General features: G+C 64.1%; 16 protein-coding genes. 11 read left to right on the plus strand and 5 right to left on the minus strand.

What is annotated here, in order from left to right:
* Window positions 1-107: 107 nt before the first annotated feature.
* Window positions 108-1,214 (plus strand): 2-aminoethylphosphonate--pyruvate transaminase, encoded by a 1,107-nt coding sequence (locus AC25MA_RS24365; RefSeq protein WP_207853048.1) that lies wholly within the window; start codon window positions 108-110, stop codon window positions 1,212-1,214.
* 34 nt (window positions 1,215-1,248) lie between these two features.
* On the plus strand, window positions 1,249-2,076 hold the full coding sequence (gene phnX / locus AC25MA_RS24370) for a phosphonoacetaldehyde hydrolase (RefSeq protein ID WP_062363608.1): 828 nt from the start codon (window positions 1,249-1,251) through the stop codon (window positions 2,074-2,076).
* Window positions 2,077-2,186: 110 nt separating this feature from the next.
* Here the strand turns inward: phnX and AC25MA_RS24375 are convergent, their stop codons facing one another.
* Entirely contained in the window at window positions 2,187-2,747 is a 561-nt protein-coding gene (locus AC25MA_RS24375) for an NADPH-dependent FMN reductase (protein ID WP_062363610.1), read from the minus strand.
* A 158-nt stretch (window positions 2,748-2,905) separates the two neighbouring features.
* Here AC25MA_RS24375 and AC25MA_RS24380 point away from each other — a divergent pair, with 158 nt between their 5' ends.
* On the plus strand, window positions 2,906-3,124 hold the full coding sequence (locus AC25MA_RS24380; RefSeq protein ID WP_028690532.1) for a hypothetical protein: 219 nt from the start codon (window positions 2,906-2,908) through the stop codon (window positions 3,122-3,124).
* Here AC25MA_RS24380 and AC25MA_RS24385 read toward each other — a convergent pair.
* The 4 genes from AC25MA_RS24385 to AC25MA_RS24400 all read right to left on the minus strand — a co-directional run bounded on the left by AC25MA_RS24385 (window position 3,108) and on the right by AC25MA_RS24400 (window position 7,655).
* Window positions 3,108-5,351, minus strand: a complete 2,244-nt coding sequence (locus tag AC25MA_RS24385; RefSeq protein ID WP_486972468.1) for an Orn/Lys/Arg family decarboxylase — start codon at window positions 5,349-5,351, stop codon at window positions 3,108-3,110. The two genes, AC25MA_RS24380 and AC25MA_RS24385, sit on opposite strands and share 17 nt — an antisense overlap.
* Window positions 5,352-5,515: 164 nt before the next feature.
* Window positions 5,516-6,271: a DNA polymerase III subunit epsilon gene (gene dnaQ / locus AC25MA_RS24390; protein ID WP_028690530.1), complete on the minus strand. Its 756-nt coding sequence runs from the start codon at window positions 6,269-6,271 to the stop codon at window positions 5,516-5,518.
* A 150-nt stretch (window positions 6,272-6,421) separates the two neighbouring features.
* Window positions 6,422-6,868 (minus strand): ribonuclease HI, encoded by a 447-nt coding sequence (rnhA, locus tag AC25MA_RS24395; protein WP_028690529.1) that lies wholly within the window; start codon window positions 6,866-6,868, stop codon window positions 6,422-6,424.
* A 13-nt stretch (window positions 6,869-6,881) separates the two neighbouring features.
* Window positions 6,882-7,655 (minus strand): class I SAM-dependent methyltransferase, encoded by a 774-nt coding sequence (locus AC25MA_RS24400; protein WP_028690528.1) that lies wholly within the window; start codon window positions 7,653-7,655, stop codon window positions 6,882-6,884.
* A gap of 84 nt (window positions 7,656-7,739) precedes the next feature.
* Here AC25MA_RS24400 and gloB point away from each other — a divergent pair, with 84 nt between their 5' ends.
* The 8 genes from gloB to AC25MA_RS24440 all read left to right on the plus strand — a co-directional run bounded on the left by gloB (window position 7,740) and on the right by AC25MA_RS24440 (window position 18,507).
* Window positions 7,740-8,519 carry a hydroxyacylglutathione hydrolase gene (gloB, locus tag AC25MA_RS24405; protein ID WP_486972469.1) on the plus strand — a complete coding sequence of 260 codons (780 nt, stop codon included), beginning with the start codon at window positions 7,740-7,742 and terminating at the stop codon, window positions 8,517-8,519.
* A 100-nt stretch (window positions 8,520-8,619) separates the two neighbouring features.
* Window positions 8,620-10,047 (plus strand): lytic transglycosylase domain-containing protein, encoded by a 1,428-nt coding sequence (locus tag AC25MA_RS24410; RefSeq protein WP_028690526.1) that lies wholly within the window; start codon window positions 8,620-8,622, stop codon window positions 10,045-10,047.
* Window positions 10,048-10,283: 236 nt separating this feature from the next.
* Window positions 10,284-12,116 carry an extracellular solute-binding protein gene (locus AC25MA_RS24415; RefSeq protein WP_486972470.1) on the plus strand — a complete coding sequence of 611 codons (1,833 nt, stop codon included), beginning with the start codon at window positions 10,284-10,286 and terminating at the stop codon, window positions 12,114-12,116.
* The gene (locus AC25MA_RS24420; protein WP_279153098.1) at window positions 12,113-13,945 is read left to right on the plus strand and encodes an extracellular solute-binding protein; all 1,833 of its coding nucleotides are present in this window, start codon (window positions 12,113-12,115) and stop codon (window positions 13,943-13,945) included. Before AC25MA_RS24415 ends, AC25MA_RS24420 begins: the two co-directional genes overlap by 4 nt.
* 1 nt (window position 13,946) lies before the next feature.
* Window positions 13,947-15,020 (plus strand): microcin C ABC transporter permease YejB, encoded by a 1,074-nt coding sequence (locus AC25MA_RS24425; protein ID WP_011534684.1) that lies wholly within the window; start codon window positions 13,947-13,949, stop codon window positions 15,018-15,020.
* A 1-nt stretch (window position 15,021) separates the two neighbouring features.
* Complete coding sequence (locus AC25MA_RS24430; protein ID WP_028690523.1) at window positions 15,022-16,041, plus strand: ABC transporter permease; 1,020 nt, start codon at window positions 15,022-15,024, stop codon at window positions 16,039-16,041.
* A gap of 1 nt (window position 16,042) precedes the next feature.
* Complete coding sequence (locus AC25MA_RS24435) at window positions 16,043-17,650, plus strand: ABC transporter ATP-binding protein (protein ID WP_486972471.1); 1,608 nt, start codon at window positions 16,043-16,045, stop codon at window positions 17,648-17,650.
* Window positions 17,651-17,775: 125 nt separating this feature from the next.
* Complete coding sequence (locus AC25MA_RS24440) at window positions 17,776-18,507, plus strand: protein kinase domain-containing protein (protein WP_486972472.1); 732 nt, start codon at window positions 17,776-17,778, stop codon at window positions 18,505-18,507.
* Window positions 18,508-18,565 lie beyond the last annotated feature (58 nt).

The following is an 18,565-nucleotide window of genomic DNA, read 5'->3' on the forward strand; positions in this document are numbered from 1 at the left end:
GGCCTGACTTATGGCTGGAATATCTACAAACAATTTGATTGATGACACAGCGAATTGCAACCTAGCCCCACTAGTTTCCAGCCCACCGCATAGTGAGGAACCACGGAATGAGCAACGCACCGATCCTGCTGACCCCCGGTCCATTGACCACCTCGATCCGCACCCGCCAGGCCATGCTCGTGGACTGGGGGTCGTGGGATCGCGACTTCAACCAGCTGACCGCCAGCGTGTGCGAACAACTGCTGGCCATCATCGACGGCAGCGCCAGCCACCACTGCGTGCCCCTGCAAGGCAGCGGCACCTTCGCCGTCGAGGCCGCCCTCGGCACCCTGGTCCCCCGTGACGGCAAGGTGCTGGTGCTGATCAACGGCGCCTACGGCCAGCGCCTGGCGAAGATCTGCAAGGTGCTGGGCCGCGCCTACAGCACCTTCGAGACCGCCGAGGACCAGCCGACCACCGCCGCGGACGTCGACCGCCTGCTGGCCGCCGACCCCGCCGTGACCCATGTGGCGCTGATCCACTGCGAGACCAGCACCGGCATCCTCAACCCGCTGCCCGAGATCGCCCAGGTGATCCGGCGCCACGGCAAGCGCCTGATCATCGACGCCATGAGCTCGTTCGGCGCGCTGCCGATCGACGCCCGCCAGATCCCCTTCGAAGCGCTGATCGCCGCCTCCGGCAAGTGCCTGGAAGGCGTGCCAGGCATGGGCTTTGTCTTCGCCGAGAAAGCCGCCCTGGCCGCCGCCGAAGGCAACGCCCACTCCCTGGCCATGGACCTGCACGACCAGCACGCCTACATGGCCAAGACCGGCCAGTGGCGCTTCACCCCGCCGACCCACGTGGTCGCTGCCCTGCACGAAGCGCTGCAGCAATACAACGAAGAGGGTGGGCTGCCCGCCCGTCACCAACGCTACACCGATAACTGCAAGACCTTGCTCGACGGCATGGCGAAAATCGGCCTGCAGAGTTTCCTGCCCGCCGACATCCAGGCGCCGATCATCGTCACCTTCCACGCGCCGAAGGACCCGCGCTACCAGTTCAAGGACTTCTACGAGCGGGTCAAGGCCAAGGGCTTCATCCTCTACCCGGGCAAGCTGACCCAGGTCGAGACCTTCCGCGTCGGCTGCATCGGCGTGGTCGGCGCCGATGGCATGCAGGCCGCCGTCAATGCCGTGGCCGAGGTGCTGCGGGAAATGGAAGTACTGGACATCTGACCCTCTGCCCACCCAATTCAAGGAAAATGCGCACATGAACTACAGCAACCCCACCCAGCTGCAAGCCGCCATCCTCGACTGGGCCGGCACCGTGGTCGACTTCGGCTCGTTCGCCCCGACCCAGATCTTCGTCGAAGCCTTCGCCGAGTTCGACGTGCAGGTGTCCATCGAAGAAGCCCGTGGCCCGATGGGCATGGGCAAGTGGGACCATATCCGCACCCTATGCGACGTGCCGGAGATCGCCGAGCGCTACCGCAAGGTGTTCGGCCGCACGCCCACCGACGACGACGTCACCGCCATCTACGAGCGCTTCATGCCGCTGCAGATCGAGAAGATCGCCGTGCACTCGGCGCTGATCCCCGGCGCCCTGGAGACCCTGACCGGGTTGCGCAAAAGCGGCCTGAAGATCGGTTCCTGCTCGGGCTACCCGAAGGTGGTGATGGACAAGGTGGTCGAGCTGGCCGCGCAGAACGGCTACGTGGCCGACCATGTGGTGGCCACCGACGAGACACCGAACGGCCGCCCGTGGCCGGCCCAGGCGCTGGCCAACGTGATTGCCCTGGGCATCGATGACGTAGCTGCCTGCGTGAAGGTCGACGACACCGTGCCGGGGATTCTCGAAGGCCGCCGCGCCGGGATGTGGACCGTGGCGCTGGTGTGCTCGGGCAATGCCCTGGGGCTGACCTGGGAAGGCTACCGGGCGTTGAGCACGGAGAAGCTGGAGAGCGAGCGCAAGCGGATCCACGGGATGTTCGCCGCATCGCGGCCGCACTACTTGATCGACACCATCAACGAACTGCCCGAAGTGATTGCCGATATCAACCGGCGATTGGCCAAGGGCGAGATGCCGCAGAGCGCGTGATGTCGAAAAACATCGCGGGGCAAGCCCGCTCCCACGCCCCAGCATACATGCCGCCTGGTGTGGGAGCGTCGGTTCGCCGCTGCGACTTGCCCCGCGATGACTTCGGGAGGTCAGACCGCCCGATTCAGTTTCACCCACGACGCAAACCGGTCGATAAAGCCCTGCAGGAAAGGCCGGGTCTTGTCATTGAGCTTGCCACTGTCATCGAACAGCGTTGCCGCCCCGCCGATATACGCCTCGGGCATCTGCATGCACGGCATGTCGAGGAACACCAGCGACTGGCGCACCGCATGATTGGCACCAAACCCGCCGATAGCCCCCGGCGACACGCTGGCCACCGCCGCCGGCTTGCCGCCCCACACGCTCTGCCCATAGGGCCGCGACCCCACGTCGATGGCGTTCTTCAACCCGCCCGGCACCGAACGGTTGTACTCCGGGGTGACGAACAGCACCGCGTCGCTGCGGCGGATCTCGTCGCGAAAATGCTTCCACGCCTCGGGCGCGCCCTCAGCCTCGACATCCTCGTTGTACAACGGCAGGTCGCCGATCTCGACGATCCGCAGGGCAAGGCTGGACGGTGCCAGCTCAGACAGCGCGCGGGCCACCTTGCGGTTATAGGACTCCTTGCGCAAGCTGCCGACGACGACCGCTACCGAATAAACCTGGCTCATGGCGTTTTGCAACCTCTGCTCTGGGAATGGGACCTGTTAGTTATAGATGACCGTTCCTCGGCTTCGCGGTTTTTTTCCATTCGGCTGAAAACTTCCCGGGCGTTTCACTGGTCTATGCCTACAGACATTTCCTACACGATTCAGAGGTTTCCACCTAAATGGCAGCAGTAATGGTCGGCCAGTTCCACGCCCGCGACGCCGAAGGCCGTATCTACCCGGTCCACGAGTTCCAGGAGTCCACCCTCCAGGCCGACGGCAGCACCCTCGGCGCGCCGGTTACCAGCTATCGCCTGGCTATCGGTGACCGCGTCAACCACCTGGGTGACGACCGCTTCGAGCTGGCCCAGACCGGCGTCGAGATCATTCGTATTCCTTGACGCAATCGACGGTGTACAGCGCCCCCTGGCACTGCAGGCCATGCACATCGGCGACGAAGCCCGGGAAGCCCTGGTCGAAAGCCCGGGCACAGTCCAGGTAGACCAGAATCGAGCGGGTCGCCTCGGTGAAGCGCTCGCCCGGCATGATCAAGGGGATTCCCGGCGGGTACGGCACCAGCATCACCGCCGCGACCCGGCCCAGCAGTTGTTCGATCGGCACCGCCTCCACCTCCCCGCGCACCATCCGGTCATAGGCCTCGGCCGGGGTCATCGCCACCTCGGGCAAACGGGTGAACAGCAGCTTGAGTTGCCTGGATGTGGCATTGCCGCGGTAGAAGGCATGCAGTTGCTGGCACAGGTCACGCAGCCCCAGCCCCTGGTAGCGTGACGGCTGCAGCGTCACCACGCTGGGCAGGCATTCGGCCAGCGCGGTATTGGCGTCGTAGTGGCGCTTGAACTCCAGCAGTTCAGTGAGCAGCGTGCTCCACTTGCCCTTGGTGATGCCCATCGAGAACAGCACCAGGAAGCTGTACAGGCCGGTCTTCTCCACCACCAGCCCCCGCTCCCACAAAAACTTGCTGACCACTGCAGCCGGAATGCCGTGCTCGCCCGCGCCGCCGCCGGCCCCTGGCATCACCAGGGTGACCTTGAGCGGATCGAGCAGCACATAGTCGTCGCTCAGCTCGGCAAAGCCATGCCATTCGGCACCCGGCTGCAGCAGCCAGTCCGCCGACTCCAGCCGCTCGCCACCCTGGGCCTGCGGCGGCTGCCAGATGCTGAACCACCAGTCGTCGGTGGCGATATGCTCGCGCAGGTTGGCCAGCGCCCGGCGAAAGCTCAGAGCCTCGTCGAACATCTCCTGCAGCAGCGAACGCCCGGCCGGGCCCTCCATCATCGCCGAGGCCACGTCCAGCGAGGCGAGGATGCTGTACTGCGGCGAAGTGGAGATATGCATCATGAACGCCTCGTTGAAACGGTCGCGGTCCAACTGGCGGGAGGCGCCGTCCTGCACATGGATCATCGACGCCTGGCTGAAGGCGGCCAGCAGCTTGTGGGTCGAATGGGTGCTGAACAGCAGTGGGCCCTCATCGCCGCGCGGCGTGCCCATGGCGTAGCGGCCGACGAAGAATTCATGGAAGGCGGCGTAGGCGAACCAGGCCTCGTCGAAGTGCAGCACCTCGACACTGGCGCCGAGGGTCTGCTTGATGAGGCCGGCGTGGTAGCACAACCCGTCGTAGGTGGAGTTGGTGACCACCGCCAGCTTTATCTTCGCCGACCGCCCCTGGGCCAGCGGGTGGGCCTGGATCTTCGCCTGGATCGACGCCGGGGTGAATTCGCTGAGCGGAATCGGCCCGATGATGCCCAGTTCGTTGCGCTCCGGGCACAAGTAGAGAGGGATGGCGCCAGTCATGATGATCGCGTGCACCACCGACTTGTGGCAGTTGCGGTCCACCAGCACCAGGTCACCACGCCCGACCATGGCGTGCCAGACGATCTTGTTGGCGGTGGAGGTGCCGTTGATGACGAAGAAGGTATGGTCGGCGCCGAAGTTGCGCGCCGCCCGCGCCTCCGCGGCGGCCAGGGGGCCGGTGTGGTCGAGCAGCGAGCCCAGCTCGGGGACCGACACGGACAGGTCCGAGCGCAGGGTGTTTTCGCCGAAGAACTGGTGGAATGCCTGCCCCACCGGACTCTTGTGATAGGCCACGCCACCGCCGTGGCCCGGCGTATGCCAGGAATAGTTCGACTGCGCGGTGTGTTGCACCAGAGCCTTGAAGAACGGTGGCAGCAGGCCGTCGAGGTAACTGTGCGCGGCCCGTGCTACCTGGCGGGCGAGAAACGGCACGGTGTCTTCGAACAGGTAGAGGATGCCGCGCAGCTGGTTGAGCTCGCCCATGGCCTCGGCCGGGGCGTTCTCCAGAGTGACTTGCTCGCCCAGGGCGAAGATCGGCAGGTTGGGGGCGCGCAGCCTGGCCAGGCGGATCAGCTCGGCCATGTTCTGCAGCAGCCGGCTGTTATCGCCGACACCCTCGGCGGCGATCAGCATGCAGGCCAGGCCGTGGTGGGTGGCGGCCACCAGCCGCGCCTCGGCCTGGTCGGCGGCGGCGAGGATGGCGAAGCCGTCACGGGCCAGTTCATCGGCGATGCCGCGCACCCGCTCGCCGGCAACGCTGTCGGCCTTTATGGCCCGGTGGACGATGAGGATCGGGAACTGGAGGTCCTTGTACATCGGGCGGCTACCTCTGCGGGCTTTTCCCTCAGGGTAGTTGATGCCATCGCGGGGCAAGTCGCAGCGGCGAACCGCCGCTCCCACGCTAACGTGCACAATCTGGCGTGGGAGCGGCGGTTCGCCGCTGCGACTTGCCCCGCGATAGGGCCGGTACTGTCTTTGGATCAGCTGGCGGTCGGCTCGGTCAGCACCTGCCACATCGCCGGCCCACCTGCCGACTTGGCAATGGCCGCCAAGCGCTCAGCATGGGCCTCGAGCTCTTCATCGCTGGCCATGATCACCTTACCGGCAGCACGACCGCTAATCCGACGGATCTCACTGCCGGTGCTGCCCTGCCCCTCTTCGTCCTGTGCGCCATCCCCCGCCAGCGACAAGCTGGTCTGGCCACCGGTCATCGCCAGGTAGACGTCGGCCAGCAGTTCCGAGTCGAGCAATGCGCCGTGCAGTTCACGGCCGGAGTTGTCGATGCCGTAGCGTTTGCACAACGCATCGAGGCTGTTGCGCTGCCCCGGATGACGCGAGCGCGCCATCATCAGGGTGTCGAGGATCGGGCAGTGCTGCGAGATGTCGGCGCGGTCCTGCTGGCCGATCAGCGCGAACTCGTTGTTGATGAAGCCGACGTCGAACGCCGCGTTGTGGATGACCAGGGTGGCGCCCTGGATGAACTCGAAGAACTCCTCGGCCACATCGCCGAAACGCGGCTTGCCGACCAGGAAAGCGTCGGTGATGCCGTGGACGTTGATCGCGCCCTCGTCACTGTCGCGGTCGGGCTGCAGGTAGACGTGGAAGTGCCGCCCGGTCAGGCGCCGGCCCACGACTTCGACGCAACCGATCTCGATGATGCGGTGGCCTTCGGCCACCGGCATGCCGGTGGTCTCGGTGTCGAGGATGACGAACCGTTTGTCTTGCTGCTGCTCCACGCGGGGACTCCAACTGGCGGTGCTTGAATTCGGGGTGGGAGTATAACGAAATCGGGGCCGTTTTGCGGTCATCGCGGGGCAAGCCCGCTCCCACGCAGCCAGCAGTCATCTCGTGGGAGCGGGCTTGCCCCGCGATGGCCCGCAACACAATCAACGTTGCGCGCGAACCTCATCAACCCCACGATTGGCCAACTGGTCGGCCCGCTCGTTGCCCGGGTGGCCGATATGCCCACGCACCCACTTCCAGGTCACCTTGTGCCGGTTGACCTGTTCATCGAGGGCCATCCACAGGTCGGCGTTCTTCACCGGCTCCTTGGCGGCGGTCTTCCAGCCACGCTTCTTCCAGTTGGTCATCCACTCGTTGATGCCCTTCATCACATACTGGGAGTCGGTGGTCAGCACCACCTCGCACTCGCGCTTGAGCGCCTTCAGGCCTTCGATCGCGGCCATCAGTTCCATGCGGTTGTTGGTGGTCTCGCGTTCGCCGCCCCACAGTTCCTTCTCGACGCCCTTGAAAACCATCAGGACGCCCCAGCCGCCCGGGCCGGGATTGCCCTTGCAGGCACCATCGGTGTAGATCTCGACGCTATCGCTCATGTACCACTCGTGTTCAGTGCTTTTCGGAATCGGGGTGGGTGGCGCTGCGGTTGACCTTGGCCAATGGCAGCGGCAACAGCTTGCCCATCGGCTCGCGGCGCTCGAGGCGCAGCGGCCGCAGGCCGACCACCATCTTGCGCGCCACCAGCAGGTAGACGCCGCCCCCGGCACTCTGCCAGCCCCCCGCCACCCGCTCCCAGCCGGCCAGACGCTGCTGCCAGGCCGGCGAGGCAAGCGGCGGACGATAGCACCCGAAGCGGCGTTTCTCCAGCGCGAAGCCCAGCAGGTTGAGCCAGTCGCCGACCCGCGACGGCGAGATGCAGCGGGCCTTGCGCAAGGCGCCCTGGCTGAAGAAATGGCGCAGCCCCCAGCTGCTCCACGGGTTGATGCCGACGATCAGCAGGTGGCCGCCCGGGCGCACCGCGCTGGCCGCCTCGCGCAGCAGGCCATGGGGCGACAGGCTGAAGTCCAGGCCATGCTGCAGCACCACCACGTCGGCGGCATGCTCCGATAACGGCCAGGCCTGCTCCTCGCAGACGATCTCCACCCCCGGCAACGGCGCGCCCAGGCGCACGTTGCGCTGCACCTGTGGCGCATTGGGCGGGGGTTCGGCGCAGGGGCCGTAGTGCACCAGGTAACCACCGAAGAAGCGCCGCAGCTCTTCTTCAAGCAACTTTTCCTCTTCCTTGAGCATCAACTGCCCAAGGGGGCCATTGAACCAGTCGCGGGCCAGGCTGATGAGTTCGACCCAGTCGGGGTCGGCCTGGGCGAAGGCTTGGTCGGTCATTGCGTTCTCCCTCGAAGGTTCTCCGGCCGCGCCATCGCGGCTAAGATGCCCCCAATGTCCAGGCTTGGCGATACGGATCCGCACATGATACAGATCGATGCCCTACCCGCTTTCAACGACAACTACATCTGGTTGTTACAGGATACTGCCAATCGCCGCTGCGCAGTGGTCGATCCCGGCGATGCCGGGCCGGTGCTCGCCTGGCTCGGCCAGCATCCCGACTGGGTGCTGGAGGCGATCCTGGTCACCCACCATCACCATGACCACGTCGGCGGCGTCGAAGCCCTGAAGCAGGCCAGCGGCGCCACCGTCTACGGCCCGGCCAGCGAACGCATCCCGGGCCGCGACGTCGCCCTGGAGGACAGCGCGCAGGTCCAGGCACTGGGCCTGACCTTCGAGGTCATGGCCATGCCCGGCCACACCCTCGGCCATATCGCCTATTACACTGCGCAATCGCCCACGCCGCTACTGTTCAGTGGCGACACCCTGTTCGCCGCCGGTTGCGGGCGGTTGTTCGAAGGCACACCCGAACAGATGCACCATTCGCTGCAGCGCCTGGCCGCCCTGCCCGCCGAGACCGAAGTGTACTGCGCCCACGAGTACACCCTGAGCAACCTGCGCTTCGCCCGCGCCGTCGAGCCGGAAAACCCGCACGTTCTGCAACGCTTCGAAGACGTTACCCGCCTGCGCGCCGACAATCGCATCAGCTTGCCCTCCACCATCGGCCTCGAGCGCCTGACCAACCCGTTTTTGCGCACCGCTGAAACATTCGTTAAACAAAAAGCAGACGAATGGAAGGGTCATTCCAACCCTACCCAAGCCACTGTTTTTGCTGCCTTGAGGTCTTGGAAAGACGTGTTCTGATAACCTCAAGATATATCGTGACACACGCCCAAAGGTTGACCCGGCCGGGGCCGGTTTCTAGAATCGCCCAACTTTTTTGCCCGGATAACCGTTCCAGCCGATGTCTTCCCCTAGCCGCAGAACCGCTCATTCGGTCGCCCTGACGCGACTGGCACAGATCAGTGCACTGGCGCTGGCCGCCACCCTGGTCGGCTGCCAGAGCACCCGTCAGCTCGACGAATCCGACAGCGTTCGCGCGCACAACTACCAGGCGCGGATCAAGCACAAACCCGCGCCGCTGGTGGTCAAGCCCAAGGAAGCACCGCCCCAGGACGTCTGGGAGCGCATGCGCCAGGGCTTCGCCCTGCAGGACGGCATGGACGTCAACCCGCGCATCGAACAGCAACGCCTGTGGTTCGCCAGCAACCCGTCGTTCCTCGAGAACGCCGGCGAGCGCGGCAGCCTTTACCTGCACTACATCGTCGAACGCCTCGAAGAACGCGACATGCCACTGGAGCTGGCCCTGCTGCCGGCCATCGAGAGCGCCTACAACCCGATGGCCTACTCCCGCGCGCATGCCGCCGGCATGTGGCAGTTCATCCCGTCCACCGGGCGTCACTTCAACCTGCGCCAGACCAACTTCTACGACGGCCGTCGCGACGTCACCGCCTCGACCAACGCCGCACTGGACTACCTGAACCGCCTGCACGACATGTTCAACGGCGACTGGCTGCTGGCCCTGGCGGCCTACAATGCCGGCGAAGGCACCGTCAGCCGCGCCATCGAGCGCAACGAGCGCCTGGGCCTGCCGACCGACTACTGGAACCTGCCGCTGCCGCAGGAAACCCGCGACTACGTGCCCAAGCTGCTGGCCCTGTCGCAGGTGGTCAACACCCCTGCCGCCTACGGGATCAACCTGAACCCGATCGCCAACGAGCCCTATTTCGAAGCCGTCGCCATCAACGACCGCCTCGACCTGTCCCGCGTCGCGGCCTTCGCCGACATCGACGAAGACGAGCTGATCCAGCTCAATCCCGCCTTCAAGAAACGCATGACCGTGGACGGCCCGCAGCAACTGCTGGTGCCCACCGCCAAGGCGCAGCTGCTCAGCGACCGCATGTCCAACCTCAAGCCCGAGGAACTGGTCGCCCTGCAGCCGAACAAGGCCGTGTTCCAGGCCGCCCTGGCCGATGCCAGGGCGCCGGCGGCGCGCAGCTACCGGGTCAAGCGTGGCGACAACCTGGGCAGCATCGCCAAGGCCAACCGCGTCGCGGTCAAGGACATCCAGCGCTGGAACAGCCTGCGCGGCAACAGCCTCAAGGTCGGCCAGGTGCTGGCCCTGCGTGGCGGCAACGCGCCGAGCGCGGCGGCCAAGCGCGTGGCCGATGCGAAGCAGCGTTCCACCCAGTACAAGGTGCGCAAGGGTGACTCGTATTACCTGGTGGCCAAGCGTTTCAACGTCGAGATGAAACACCTCAAGCGCTGGAATCCGCGTAGCGGGCATGCGCTCAAGCCGGGGCAGACGCTGACAGTCTACCTGTCGCGTTGATGTGAATCCTGGGGGGCGCTTCGCGCCCCTTTCGCGACACAAGGCCGCTCCCACAGGGATTGCGCAGACCCTCAGGCTAGCGCAATCCCTGTGGGAGCGGCCTTGTGTCGCGAAAGGGCTGCAAAGCAGCCCCAATCAGCCACATCCATCCGACCGACCCGTACCCTTTTTCCATTCCAGACAAGCTGTTACTGTACCCCGAACCAAGCCCAACGCCTTCTGGATCGGATGCCGACTTGATACGTCCCCTCCTGCTGTCTCTCAGCCTGGCCTTGAGCTTCCCCGCCGTCGCGATGGTGAGCGAAAGCCACGGATACGCGCAGTTCGGCACGCTCAAGTACCCGGCCAGCTTCACCCACTTCGACTGGGTCAACCCGCAAGCCCCGAAAGGCGGCACCTTGCGGGCCATGGCCTTCGGCACCTTCGACACGCTCAACCCCTATACCTTCAAGGGCTCGAGCCCGGTCACCACGCCCAACTTCCTGCAGTACGGCATCAACGAGCTCAACGAGCCGCTGATGGTCGGCACCGGCATGTACGACCCCTCCGGCGACGAACCCACCTCCAGCTACGGCCTGATCGCCCGCTCCGTCGAGTACAGCGAAGACCGCAGCTGGGTGGTGTTCAACCTGCGCCCCGAGGCACGCTTCCACGACGGCGTGCCGATTACCGCCGCCGACGTCGCCTTCAGCTACCGCACCCTGCTCAAGGACGGCCACCCGATCTACCGCACCAACCTGCAGGAAGTGGCCCGGGTCGACATCCTCGGCCCGCTGCGCATCCGCTTCGTGTTCAAGCGCGCCGGCAACCCGCTGCTGATCCTGCGCCTGGGCGAAATGCCGGTGCTGCCCAAGCACTACTGGGAAAAGCGCGACTTTAAGGCCACCACCTTCGAGCCGCCCTTGGGCAGCGGCCCCTACCGCATCAGCGAGGTGCAACCGGGCCGGCGCCTGGTGTTCGAGCGGGTGAAGGACTACTGGGGCAAGGACCTGGCCGTGAACCGCGGCAAGTACAACTTCAACCGCGTCGAATACGAGTTCTACCGTGACGCCACCGTGGCTTTCGAAGCCTTCAAGGCGGGCGAATTCGACATCTATATCGAGCATCAGGCGAAGAACTGGGCCAACGGCTACAGCTTCCCCGCCGTGCGCCGGGGGGAGGTGATCAAGGCGCAGATCCCGCACCAGATCCCCACCCAGACCCAAGGCCTGTTCATGAACAGCCGCCGCGCCGCCTTCAGCGACCCACGGGTACGCCAGGCGCTGGGCCTGATGCTCGACTTCGAATGGACCAACCGCGCCCTGTTCAACGGCGCCTACCGGCGCGCCACCAGCTACTACCCCAACAGCGAGTTCACCGCCAGCGGCCTGCCCACCGGCAAGGAGTGGCTGCTGCTCAAGCCGTTCCGCGACCAACTGCCCGAAAAGCTGTTCACCCAGTCCTACCAGGTCAGCCACACCGACGGCAGCGGCATCAGCCGCGCGGCCCTGCGCCAGGCCCTCGACCTGTTCGCCCAGGCCGGCTGGAAGCTCAACGGCCAGCGCCTGGTGGACGGCAAGGGCCAGCCGTTCCGGATGGAACTGCTGCTGGTAAACCCGAACCTCGAACGCATCCTGCAACCTTATGTCGAAAATCTGGCCAGCATCGGCATCGATGCACGCTTGCGCACCGTCGACCGCGCCCAGTACAAACAACGGCTCGACCAGTTCGATTTCGACATGATCCTGATGACCCTGAACCAGACCCTGAGCCCGGGCCTCGAACAGTGGCTGTATTTCCACTCGAGCCAAGCCGCCGTCAAGGGCAGCAAGAACTATGCTGGCGTGAAGGACCCGGTGGTCGACCACCTGCTCGACACCCTGCTCGCCGCCCGCAGCCGCGATGACCAGATCGCCGCCGCGCGCGCCCTGGACCGCGTGCTCTCATGGCAGTACTACATGATCCCCAACTGGTACCTCGACAATCACCGCCTGGCCTACCGCAACCGGTTCGCCTTCGTCACCACGCCGCCCTACACCCTTGGGCTGAACAGCTGGTGGATCAAGAAGACTTCGGAGAAAGCCAAATGACGCCCACCCTGCGCCGCCTAGCCGGCAGCCTGCTGCTGGCCTGCCTCACGCTCCCGGCCGTGGCCGCCCCGCAACACGCCCTGACCCTGTACGGCGAAGCGCCGAAATACCCGGCCAACTTCAAGCACTTCGAATACGTCAACCCCGACGCGCCCAAGGGCGGCACCTTCCGCCAGTCCAGCTTCGGCGGCTTCGACAGCCTCAACCCGTTCATCAACAAGGGCGTGCCCGCCGACAACATCGGCAGCATCTACGACACGCTGATGCGCCAGAGCCAGGACGAGCCCTTCACCGAGTACGGCCTGGTGGCCGGCAAGATCGAAAAGGCTCCCGACAACAGCTGGGTGCGCTTCTACCTGCGCCCCGAAGCGCGCTTCCACGACGGCCAGCCGATGCGCGCCGAAGACGTGGTATTTACCTTCAACGCCCTGATCAAGGACGGCGCCCCGCTGTACCGCCAGTATTACGCCGACGTCGCCGACGTGGTCGCCGAAGACCCGCTCAAGGTGCTGTTCAAGTTCAAGCACAGCAACAACCGCGAGCTGCCGCTGATCCTCGGCCAGCTCCCGGTGCTGCCCAAGCACTGGTATGCCAACCGCGACTTCAACCGCGGCAACCTGGAGATCCCGCTGGGCAGCGGCCCGTACAAGGTCGCCGAGGTGAAGGCCGGCCGCTCGATCCGCTACGAGCGGGTCAAGGACTACTGGGCCAAGGACCTGCCGATCAACCGCGGCTTCTACAACTTCGATGTGATGACCTTCGACTCCTACCGCGACAACACCGTCGCCCTCGAGGCGCTGAAGGCCGGCCAGTTCGACTACGGCCTGGAAGTCAGCGCGAAGAACTGGGCCACCGCCTACGACGTGCCCGCCGTGCGCGACGGCCGCCTGATCAAGGAAGAGATCCCCAACGGCAACCCGGTGGGCATGCAGGGCTTCATCTTCAACCTGCGCAAGCCGATGTTCCAGGACATCCGGGTGCGCCAGGCCATCAGCCTGCTGCTGGACTTCGAGTGGACCAACAAGCAGCTGTTCAACGGCGCCTACACCCGCACCGGCAGCTACTTCGAGAACTCCGAGATGGCCGCCAGCGGCCTGCCCTCGCCCGCCGAGCTGAAGATTCTCGAACCGCTGCGCGGCAAGGTACCCGACGAGGTGTTCAACGGCGCCTTCCGCAACCCCGTCACCGACGGCAGCGGCATGATCCGCGACCAGCAGCGCCAGGCCTACAAGCTGCTGCAGGACGCCGGCTGGAAGATCGTCGACGACAAGATGGTCGACAAGGACGGCAAGCCGCTGAGCATCGAGTTCCTGCTGGCCCAGACCCAGTTCGAGCGCGTGCTGCTGCCGTTCAAGCGCAACCTCGCGGACCTGGGCATCAACCTCGAGATCCGCCGGGTGGACGTGTCGCAGTACATCACCCGCCTGCGTTCGCGGGACTACGACATGATCGTCGGCGGCTTCGCGCAATCGAACTCGCCCGGCAACGAGCAGCGCGAGTACTGGAACAGCGCCGCCGCCGACAACCCCGGCAGCCGCAACTTCATCGGCCTGCGCGATCCTGCCATCGACCAGCTGGTGGAACAGCTGATCAACGCCGATTCGCGCCAGAGCCTGGTCGACCACTGCCGCGCCCTGGACCGGGTGCTGCTGTGGGGCTACTACGTGATCCCCAACTGGCACATCAAGACCTGGCGCGTGGCCTACTGGAACCACATCGGTCACCCCGCCGTGTCGCCCAAGTACGACATCGGCATCAACACCTGGTGGATCAAGCCCGACGTCACGCCTGCCGTGAGCGAAGCCCCCGCCGTGGAAGAGGCCCACTGACATGCTGGCCTATATCCTGCGGCGCCTGCTGCTGATCATCCCGACCCTGTTCGGCATCCTGATCATCAACTTCATCATCGTCCAGGCCGCCCCCGGCGGCCCGGTGGAGCAGATGATCGCCAAGCTCGAAGGCTTCGACGGCGCCACCAGCCGCATCGCCGGCGGCGGCGCCGAAGTGTCGGTGGCCGGCTCCAACTACCGCGGCGCGCAAGGCCTGGACCCGGCGCTGATCGCCGAGATCGAGCGCATGTACGGCTTCGACAAGTCCGCGCCCGAGCGGCTGTGGATCATGGTCAAGAACTACGCCCAACTGGACTTTGGCAACAGCTTCTTCCGCGACGCCAAGGTCATCGACCTGATCGCCGAGAAGATGCCCGTGTCCATCTCGCTGGGGCTATGGAGCACGCTGATCATGTACCTGGTGTCGATCCCCCTGGGGATCGCCAAGGCCGTGCGCCACGGCAGCCATTTCGACGTCTGGACCAGCTCGGCGATCATCGTCGGCTACGCCATCCCCGCGTTCCTGTTCGCCATCCTGCTGATCGTGCTGTTCGCCGGCGGCAGCTACTTCGACTGGTTCCCGCTGCGCGGGCTGACCTCCAACAACTTCGATGAGCTGAGCACCACCGGCAAGGTGCTCGACTACTTCTGGCACCTGGTGCTGCCGATCACCGCGCTGGTGATCGGCAACTTCGCCACCATGACCCTGCTGACCAAGAACAGCTTCCTCGACGAGATCAACAAGCAGTACGTGGTCACCGCCAAGGCCAAAGGCCTGAGCCGTTCGCGGGTGCTGTACGGCCACGTGTTCCGCAACGCCATGCTGCTGGTGATCGCCGGCTTCCCCTCGGCGTTCATCGGCATCTTCTTCACAGGGTCCCTGCTGATCGAGGTGATCTTCAGCCTCGACGGCCTGGGCCTGATGAGTTTCGAGGCGGCGATCAACCGCGACTACCCGGTGGTGTTCGGCACCTTGTTCATCTTCACCCTGCTGGGTCTGGTGGTGAAGCTGATCGGCGACCTCACCTACACCCTGGTCGATCCACGCATCGACTTCGCCAGCCGGGAGCACTGACATGGCCCTGTCCCCCCTTAATCGCCGGCGCTTCGAGCGCTTCAAGGCCAACCGCCGCGGCTGGTGGTCGCTGTGGATCTTCCTGGTGCTGTTCGTGCTCAGCCTGGGCGCCGAGTTCATCGCCAACGACAAGCCGATTGCCGTGCGCTACGACGGCGAATGGTACTTCCCCGCCTTCAAGCGCTACCCGGAGACCACTTTCGGCGGCGAGTTCCCGCTGGAGGCCAACTACAAGAGCCCGTACATCCGCGAGCTGCTGGAGAAAAAGGACGCCTTCGTGCTGTGGGCGCCGATCCCCTACAGCTACCAAAGCATCAACTACGACCTGAAGGTGCCGGCCCCCGCGCCGCCCTCCACCGACAACCTGCTGGGCACCGACGACCAGGGCCGCGACGTGCTGGCCCGGGTGATCTACGGCTTCCGCATCTCGGTGCTGTTCGCCCTGACGCTGACCATCGCCAGCTCCATCGTCGGCGTGATCGCCGGCGCCTTGCAGGGCTTCTACGGCGGCTGGGTGGACCTCGCCGGCCAGCGCTTTTTGGAGATCTGGTCCGGCCTGCCGGTGCTGTACCTGCTGATCATCCTTGCCAGCTTCGTGCAGCCCAACTTCTGGTGGTTGCTGGGCATCATGCTGCTGTTCTCGTGGATGAGCCTGGTGGACGTGGTGCGCGCCGAGTTCCTGCGCGGGCGCAACCTCGAGTACGTGCGCGCCGCCCGCGCGCTGGGCATGCGCAATGGCCCGATCATGTTCCGCCACATCCTGCCCAACGCCATGATCTCGACCATGACCTTCATGCCGTTCATCCTCACCGGCGCCATCGGCACCCTCACCGCCCTGGACTTCTTAGGCTTCGGCCTGCCCGCCGGCTCCCCGTCGCTGGGCGAGCTGGTGGCCCAGGGCAAGTCCAACCTGCAAGCCCCCTGGCTGGGCATCAGCGCCTTCGCCGTGCTGGCGGTGATGCTGAGCCTGCTGGTATTCATCGGCGAATCCGCCCGCGACGCCTTCGACCCGAGGAAATGACATGAGCCAAGACACCCTGATCGAAGTCCGCGACCTGGCGGTGGAGTTCGTCACTGGCGAGCAGGTCAACCGCGTGGTCGACGGCATCAGCTTTGACATCCGCAAGGGCGAAACCCTGGCCCTGGTCGGCGAAAGCGGCTCGGGCAAGTCGGTGACCGCCCATTCGATCTTGCGCCTGCTGCCCTACCCGCTGGCGCGGCATCCGTCCGGAACCATCCAGTACGGCGGCAAGGACTTGCTGCACCTGGGTGAGAAGCCCATGCAGCGGATTCGCGGCAACCGCATCGCGATGATCTTCCAGGAGCCGATGACCTCGCTGAACCCGCTGCACAGCATCGAGAAGCAGATCAACGAGATCCTGTTGCTGCACAAGGGCCTCACCGGCAAGGCCGCCACCGCGCGCACGCTGGAGCTGCTGGAGCTGGTCGGTATTCCCGAGCCCAAGAAGCGCCTGAAAGCCCTGCCCCATGAGCTGTCTGGTGGTCAGCGCCAGCGGGTGATGATCGCCATGGCCCTGGCCAACGAGCCCGAACTGTTGATTGCCGACGAGCCCACCACGGCGCTCGACGTGACCGTGCAGTTGAAAATTCTCGACCTGCTCAAGGAGCTGCAGGCGCGCCTCGGCATGGCCCTGCTGCTGATCAGCCACGACCTCAACCTGGTGCGCCGCATCGCCCACCGGGTGTGCGTGATGCAGTGCGGCAAGATCGTCGAGCAGGCCGATTGCGCCATGCTGTTCAGCAAGCCGCAGCATCCGTATACGCAGATGCTGATCAACGCCGAGCCCAGCGGCGCGCCCGCCGCGAATGCCGAAGGGGCGCCGTTGCTGGAGGTGAAGGACTTGAAAGTGTGGTTCCCGATCAAGAAGGGGCTGCTGCGCCGGACCGTGGACCATGTGAAGGCGGTGGATGGTGTGAACTTCAGCCTGCCCCAGGGACAGACGCTGGGGATTGTTGGCGAGAGTGGGTCGGGCAAGTCCACCTTGGGACTAGCCATCCTGCGGTTGATTTCCAGCCAGGGTGGCATTCGCTTCCATGGGCAGGATCTTGAAGGGCTGAACCAGAAGGCCGTGCGGCCGCTGCGGCGGGAGATGCAGGTGGTGTTTCAGGATCCCTTCGGCAGCCTGAGCCCGCGCATGTGCGTGGCGGATATCGTTGGCGAGGGGTTACGGATTCACAAGATCGGCACGCCGGCTGAGCAGGAAGCGGCGATTATTGCGGCGTTGGAGGAAGTGGGGCTGGATCCGCGGACGCGGCATCGGTATCCCCATGAGTTTTCGGGCGGGCAGCGGCAGCGGATTGCGATTGCTCGGGCGTTGGTGTTGAAGCCGGCGCTGATATTGCTGGATGAGCCGACCTCGGCGCTGGATCGGACGGTGCAGCGGCAGGTGGTGGAGCTTTTGCGGAATTTGCAGGTTAAGTACAACCTGACGTATCTGTTTATCAGTCATGACCTGGCGGTGGTGAAGGCGTTGAGTCATCAGTTGATGGTGATCAAGCATGGGCAGGTGGTTGAGCAGGGGAATGCGGGGGCTATATTTCATGAACCGCAGCATGGGTATACGAGACAACTACTGGACGCAGCGTTTCTAACTGAAAGTACAAATTAAAACAGAGCAAGCCTTTAACTAATTACTCAACGAGACCGAAGCACAAAAACCCAAATAACGGCTCAGCCTTACAAAAAACCAAACCCAACCCACATTTAATTTCAGGCAACCAAGGAAGCTTAGCCATGAACAACTGGAGTGACGATTCGAAATGGAACAACTCGTGGTCATCCACTCGAGAAATCGGACAGGGCGGGCAAGGAACTACAAAATACGTCACACACAACAATAAAAACAAAGAAGGCTGCTTGAAGGTCCTCAGCAGACAAGGTGACCAAGAGCGAAGGCTTCGATTCTTTCGTGAAGCGACCGCATATGACACTTGCCAGCACCCTCTAATTCCACGCCTAATATCTAGCAACGCCCATCTTCACGACAACCTCGAACACAAATTATTTATAGTTACCGAATACATACCCGGCCCTACACTTAGCGAATACATCGACAAAAATGGCCCTATCTGCCTCGAGCAAGCCATTATAATTACGATCAAGCTACTAGACGTCCTCGATCACCTACACGAGCACGACTGGATTCATCGCGACATCAAGCCAGATAATATAATATTAAAAAACGAACAACCGCACGAACCAGTACTGCTCGACTTCGGACTATGTCACAAGTTCAAGGAAGAGCTAACTCAGCTCACAGAATACAACGACGAACTGGGAAACCGATTCTTAAGACTTCCGGACCTGTCCATAGGCAGCCTCAACAAACGCGACACTCGTACAGACTTGACCTTCGCAGGCGGCATCTTCCTTTATGTACTTACAGGTCTTTTTCCAGCCACACTATCCGACACACAAGGAAAAAGTAAGCGCTCCATGAACCCCACATTCAAAGCGCTTACCTGATCCCCGATGCTGTGCTCCCGATTTCTTTCTGGAGCCTGCCGACGATGATGCGCCCCGA

It is taken from the genome of Pseudomonas sp. P65(2024), from assembly GCF_057480955.1.

Coding starts and splice junctions, on each gene's coding strand:
- AC25MA_RS24365 (WP_207853048.1), top strand. CDS start 108: ATGAGCAACGCACCGATCCTGCTGACCCCCGGTCCATTGACCACCTCG.
- AC25MA_RS24410 (WP_028690526.1), top strand. CDS start 8,620: ATGTCTTCCCCTAGCCGCAGAACCGCTCATTCGGTCGCCCTGACGCGA.
- AC25MA_RS24440 (WP_486972472.1), top strand. CDS start 17,776: ATGAACAACTGGAGTGACGATTCGAAATGGAACAACTCGTGGTCATCC.
- rnhA (WP_028690529.1), bottom strand. CDS start 6,868: ATGAGCGATAGCGTCGAGATCTACACCGATGGTGCCTGCAAGGGCAAT.
- AC25MA_RS24420 (WP_279153098.1), top strand. CDS start 12,113: ATGACGCCCACCCTGCGCCGCCTAGCCGGCAGCCTGCTGCTGGCCTGC.
- AC25MA_RS24425 (WP_011534684.1), top strand. CDS start 13,947: ATGCTGGCCTATATCCTGCGGCGCCTGCTGCTGATCATCCCGACCCTG.
- AC25MA_RS24430 (WP_028690523.1), top strand. CDS start 15,022: ATGGCCCTGTCCCCCCTTAATCGCCGGCGCTTCGAGCGCTTCAAGGCC.
- AC25MA_RS24380 (WP_028690532.1), top strand. CDS start 2,906: ATGGCAGCAGTAATGGTCGGCCAGTTCCACGCCCGCGACGCCGAAGGC.
- gloB (WP_486972469.1), top strand. CDS start 7,740: ATGATACAGATCGATGCCCTACCCGCTTTCAACGACAACTACATCTGG.
- phnX (WP_062363608.1), top strand. CDS start 1,249: ATGAACTACAGCAACCCCACCCAGCTGCAAGCCGCCATCCTCGACTGG.
- AC25MA_RS24385 (WP_486972468.1), bottom strand. CDS start 5,351: ATGTACAAGGACCTCCAGTTCCCGATCCTCATCGTCCACCGGGCCATA.
- AC25MA_RS24375 (WP_062363610.1), bottom strand. CDS start 2,747: ATGAGCCAGGTTTATTCGGTAGCGGTCGTCGTCGGCAGCTTGCGCAAG.
- AC25MA_RS24400 (WP_028690528.1), bottom strand. CDS start 7,655: ATGACCGACCAAGCCTTCGCCCAGGCCGACCCCGACTGGGTCGAACTC.
- AC25MA_RS24435 (WP_486972471.1), top strand. CDS start 16,043: ATGAGCCAAGACACCCTGATCGAAGTCCGCGACCTGGCGGTGGAGTTC.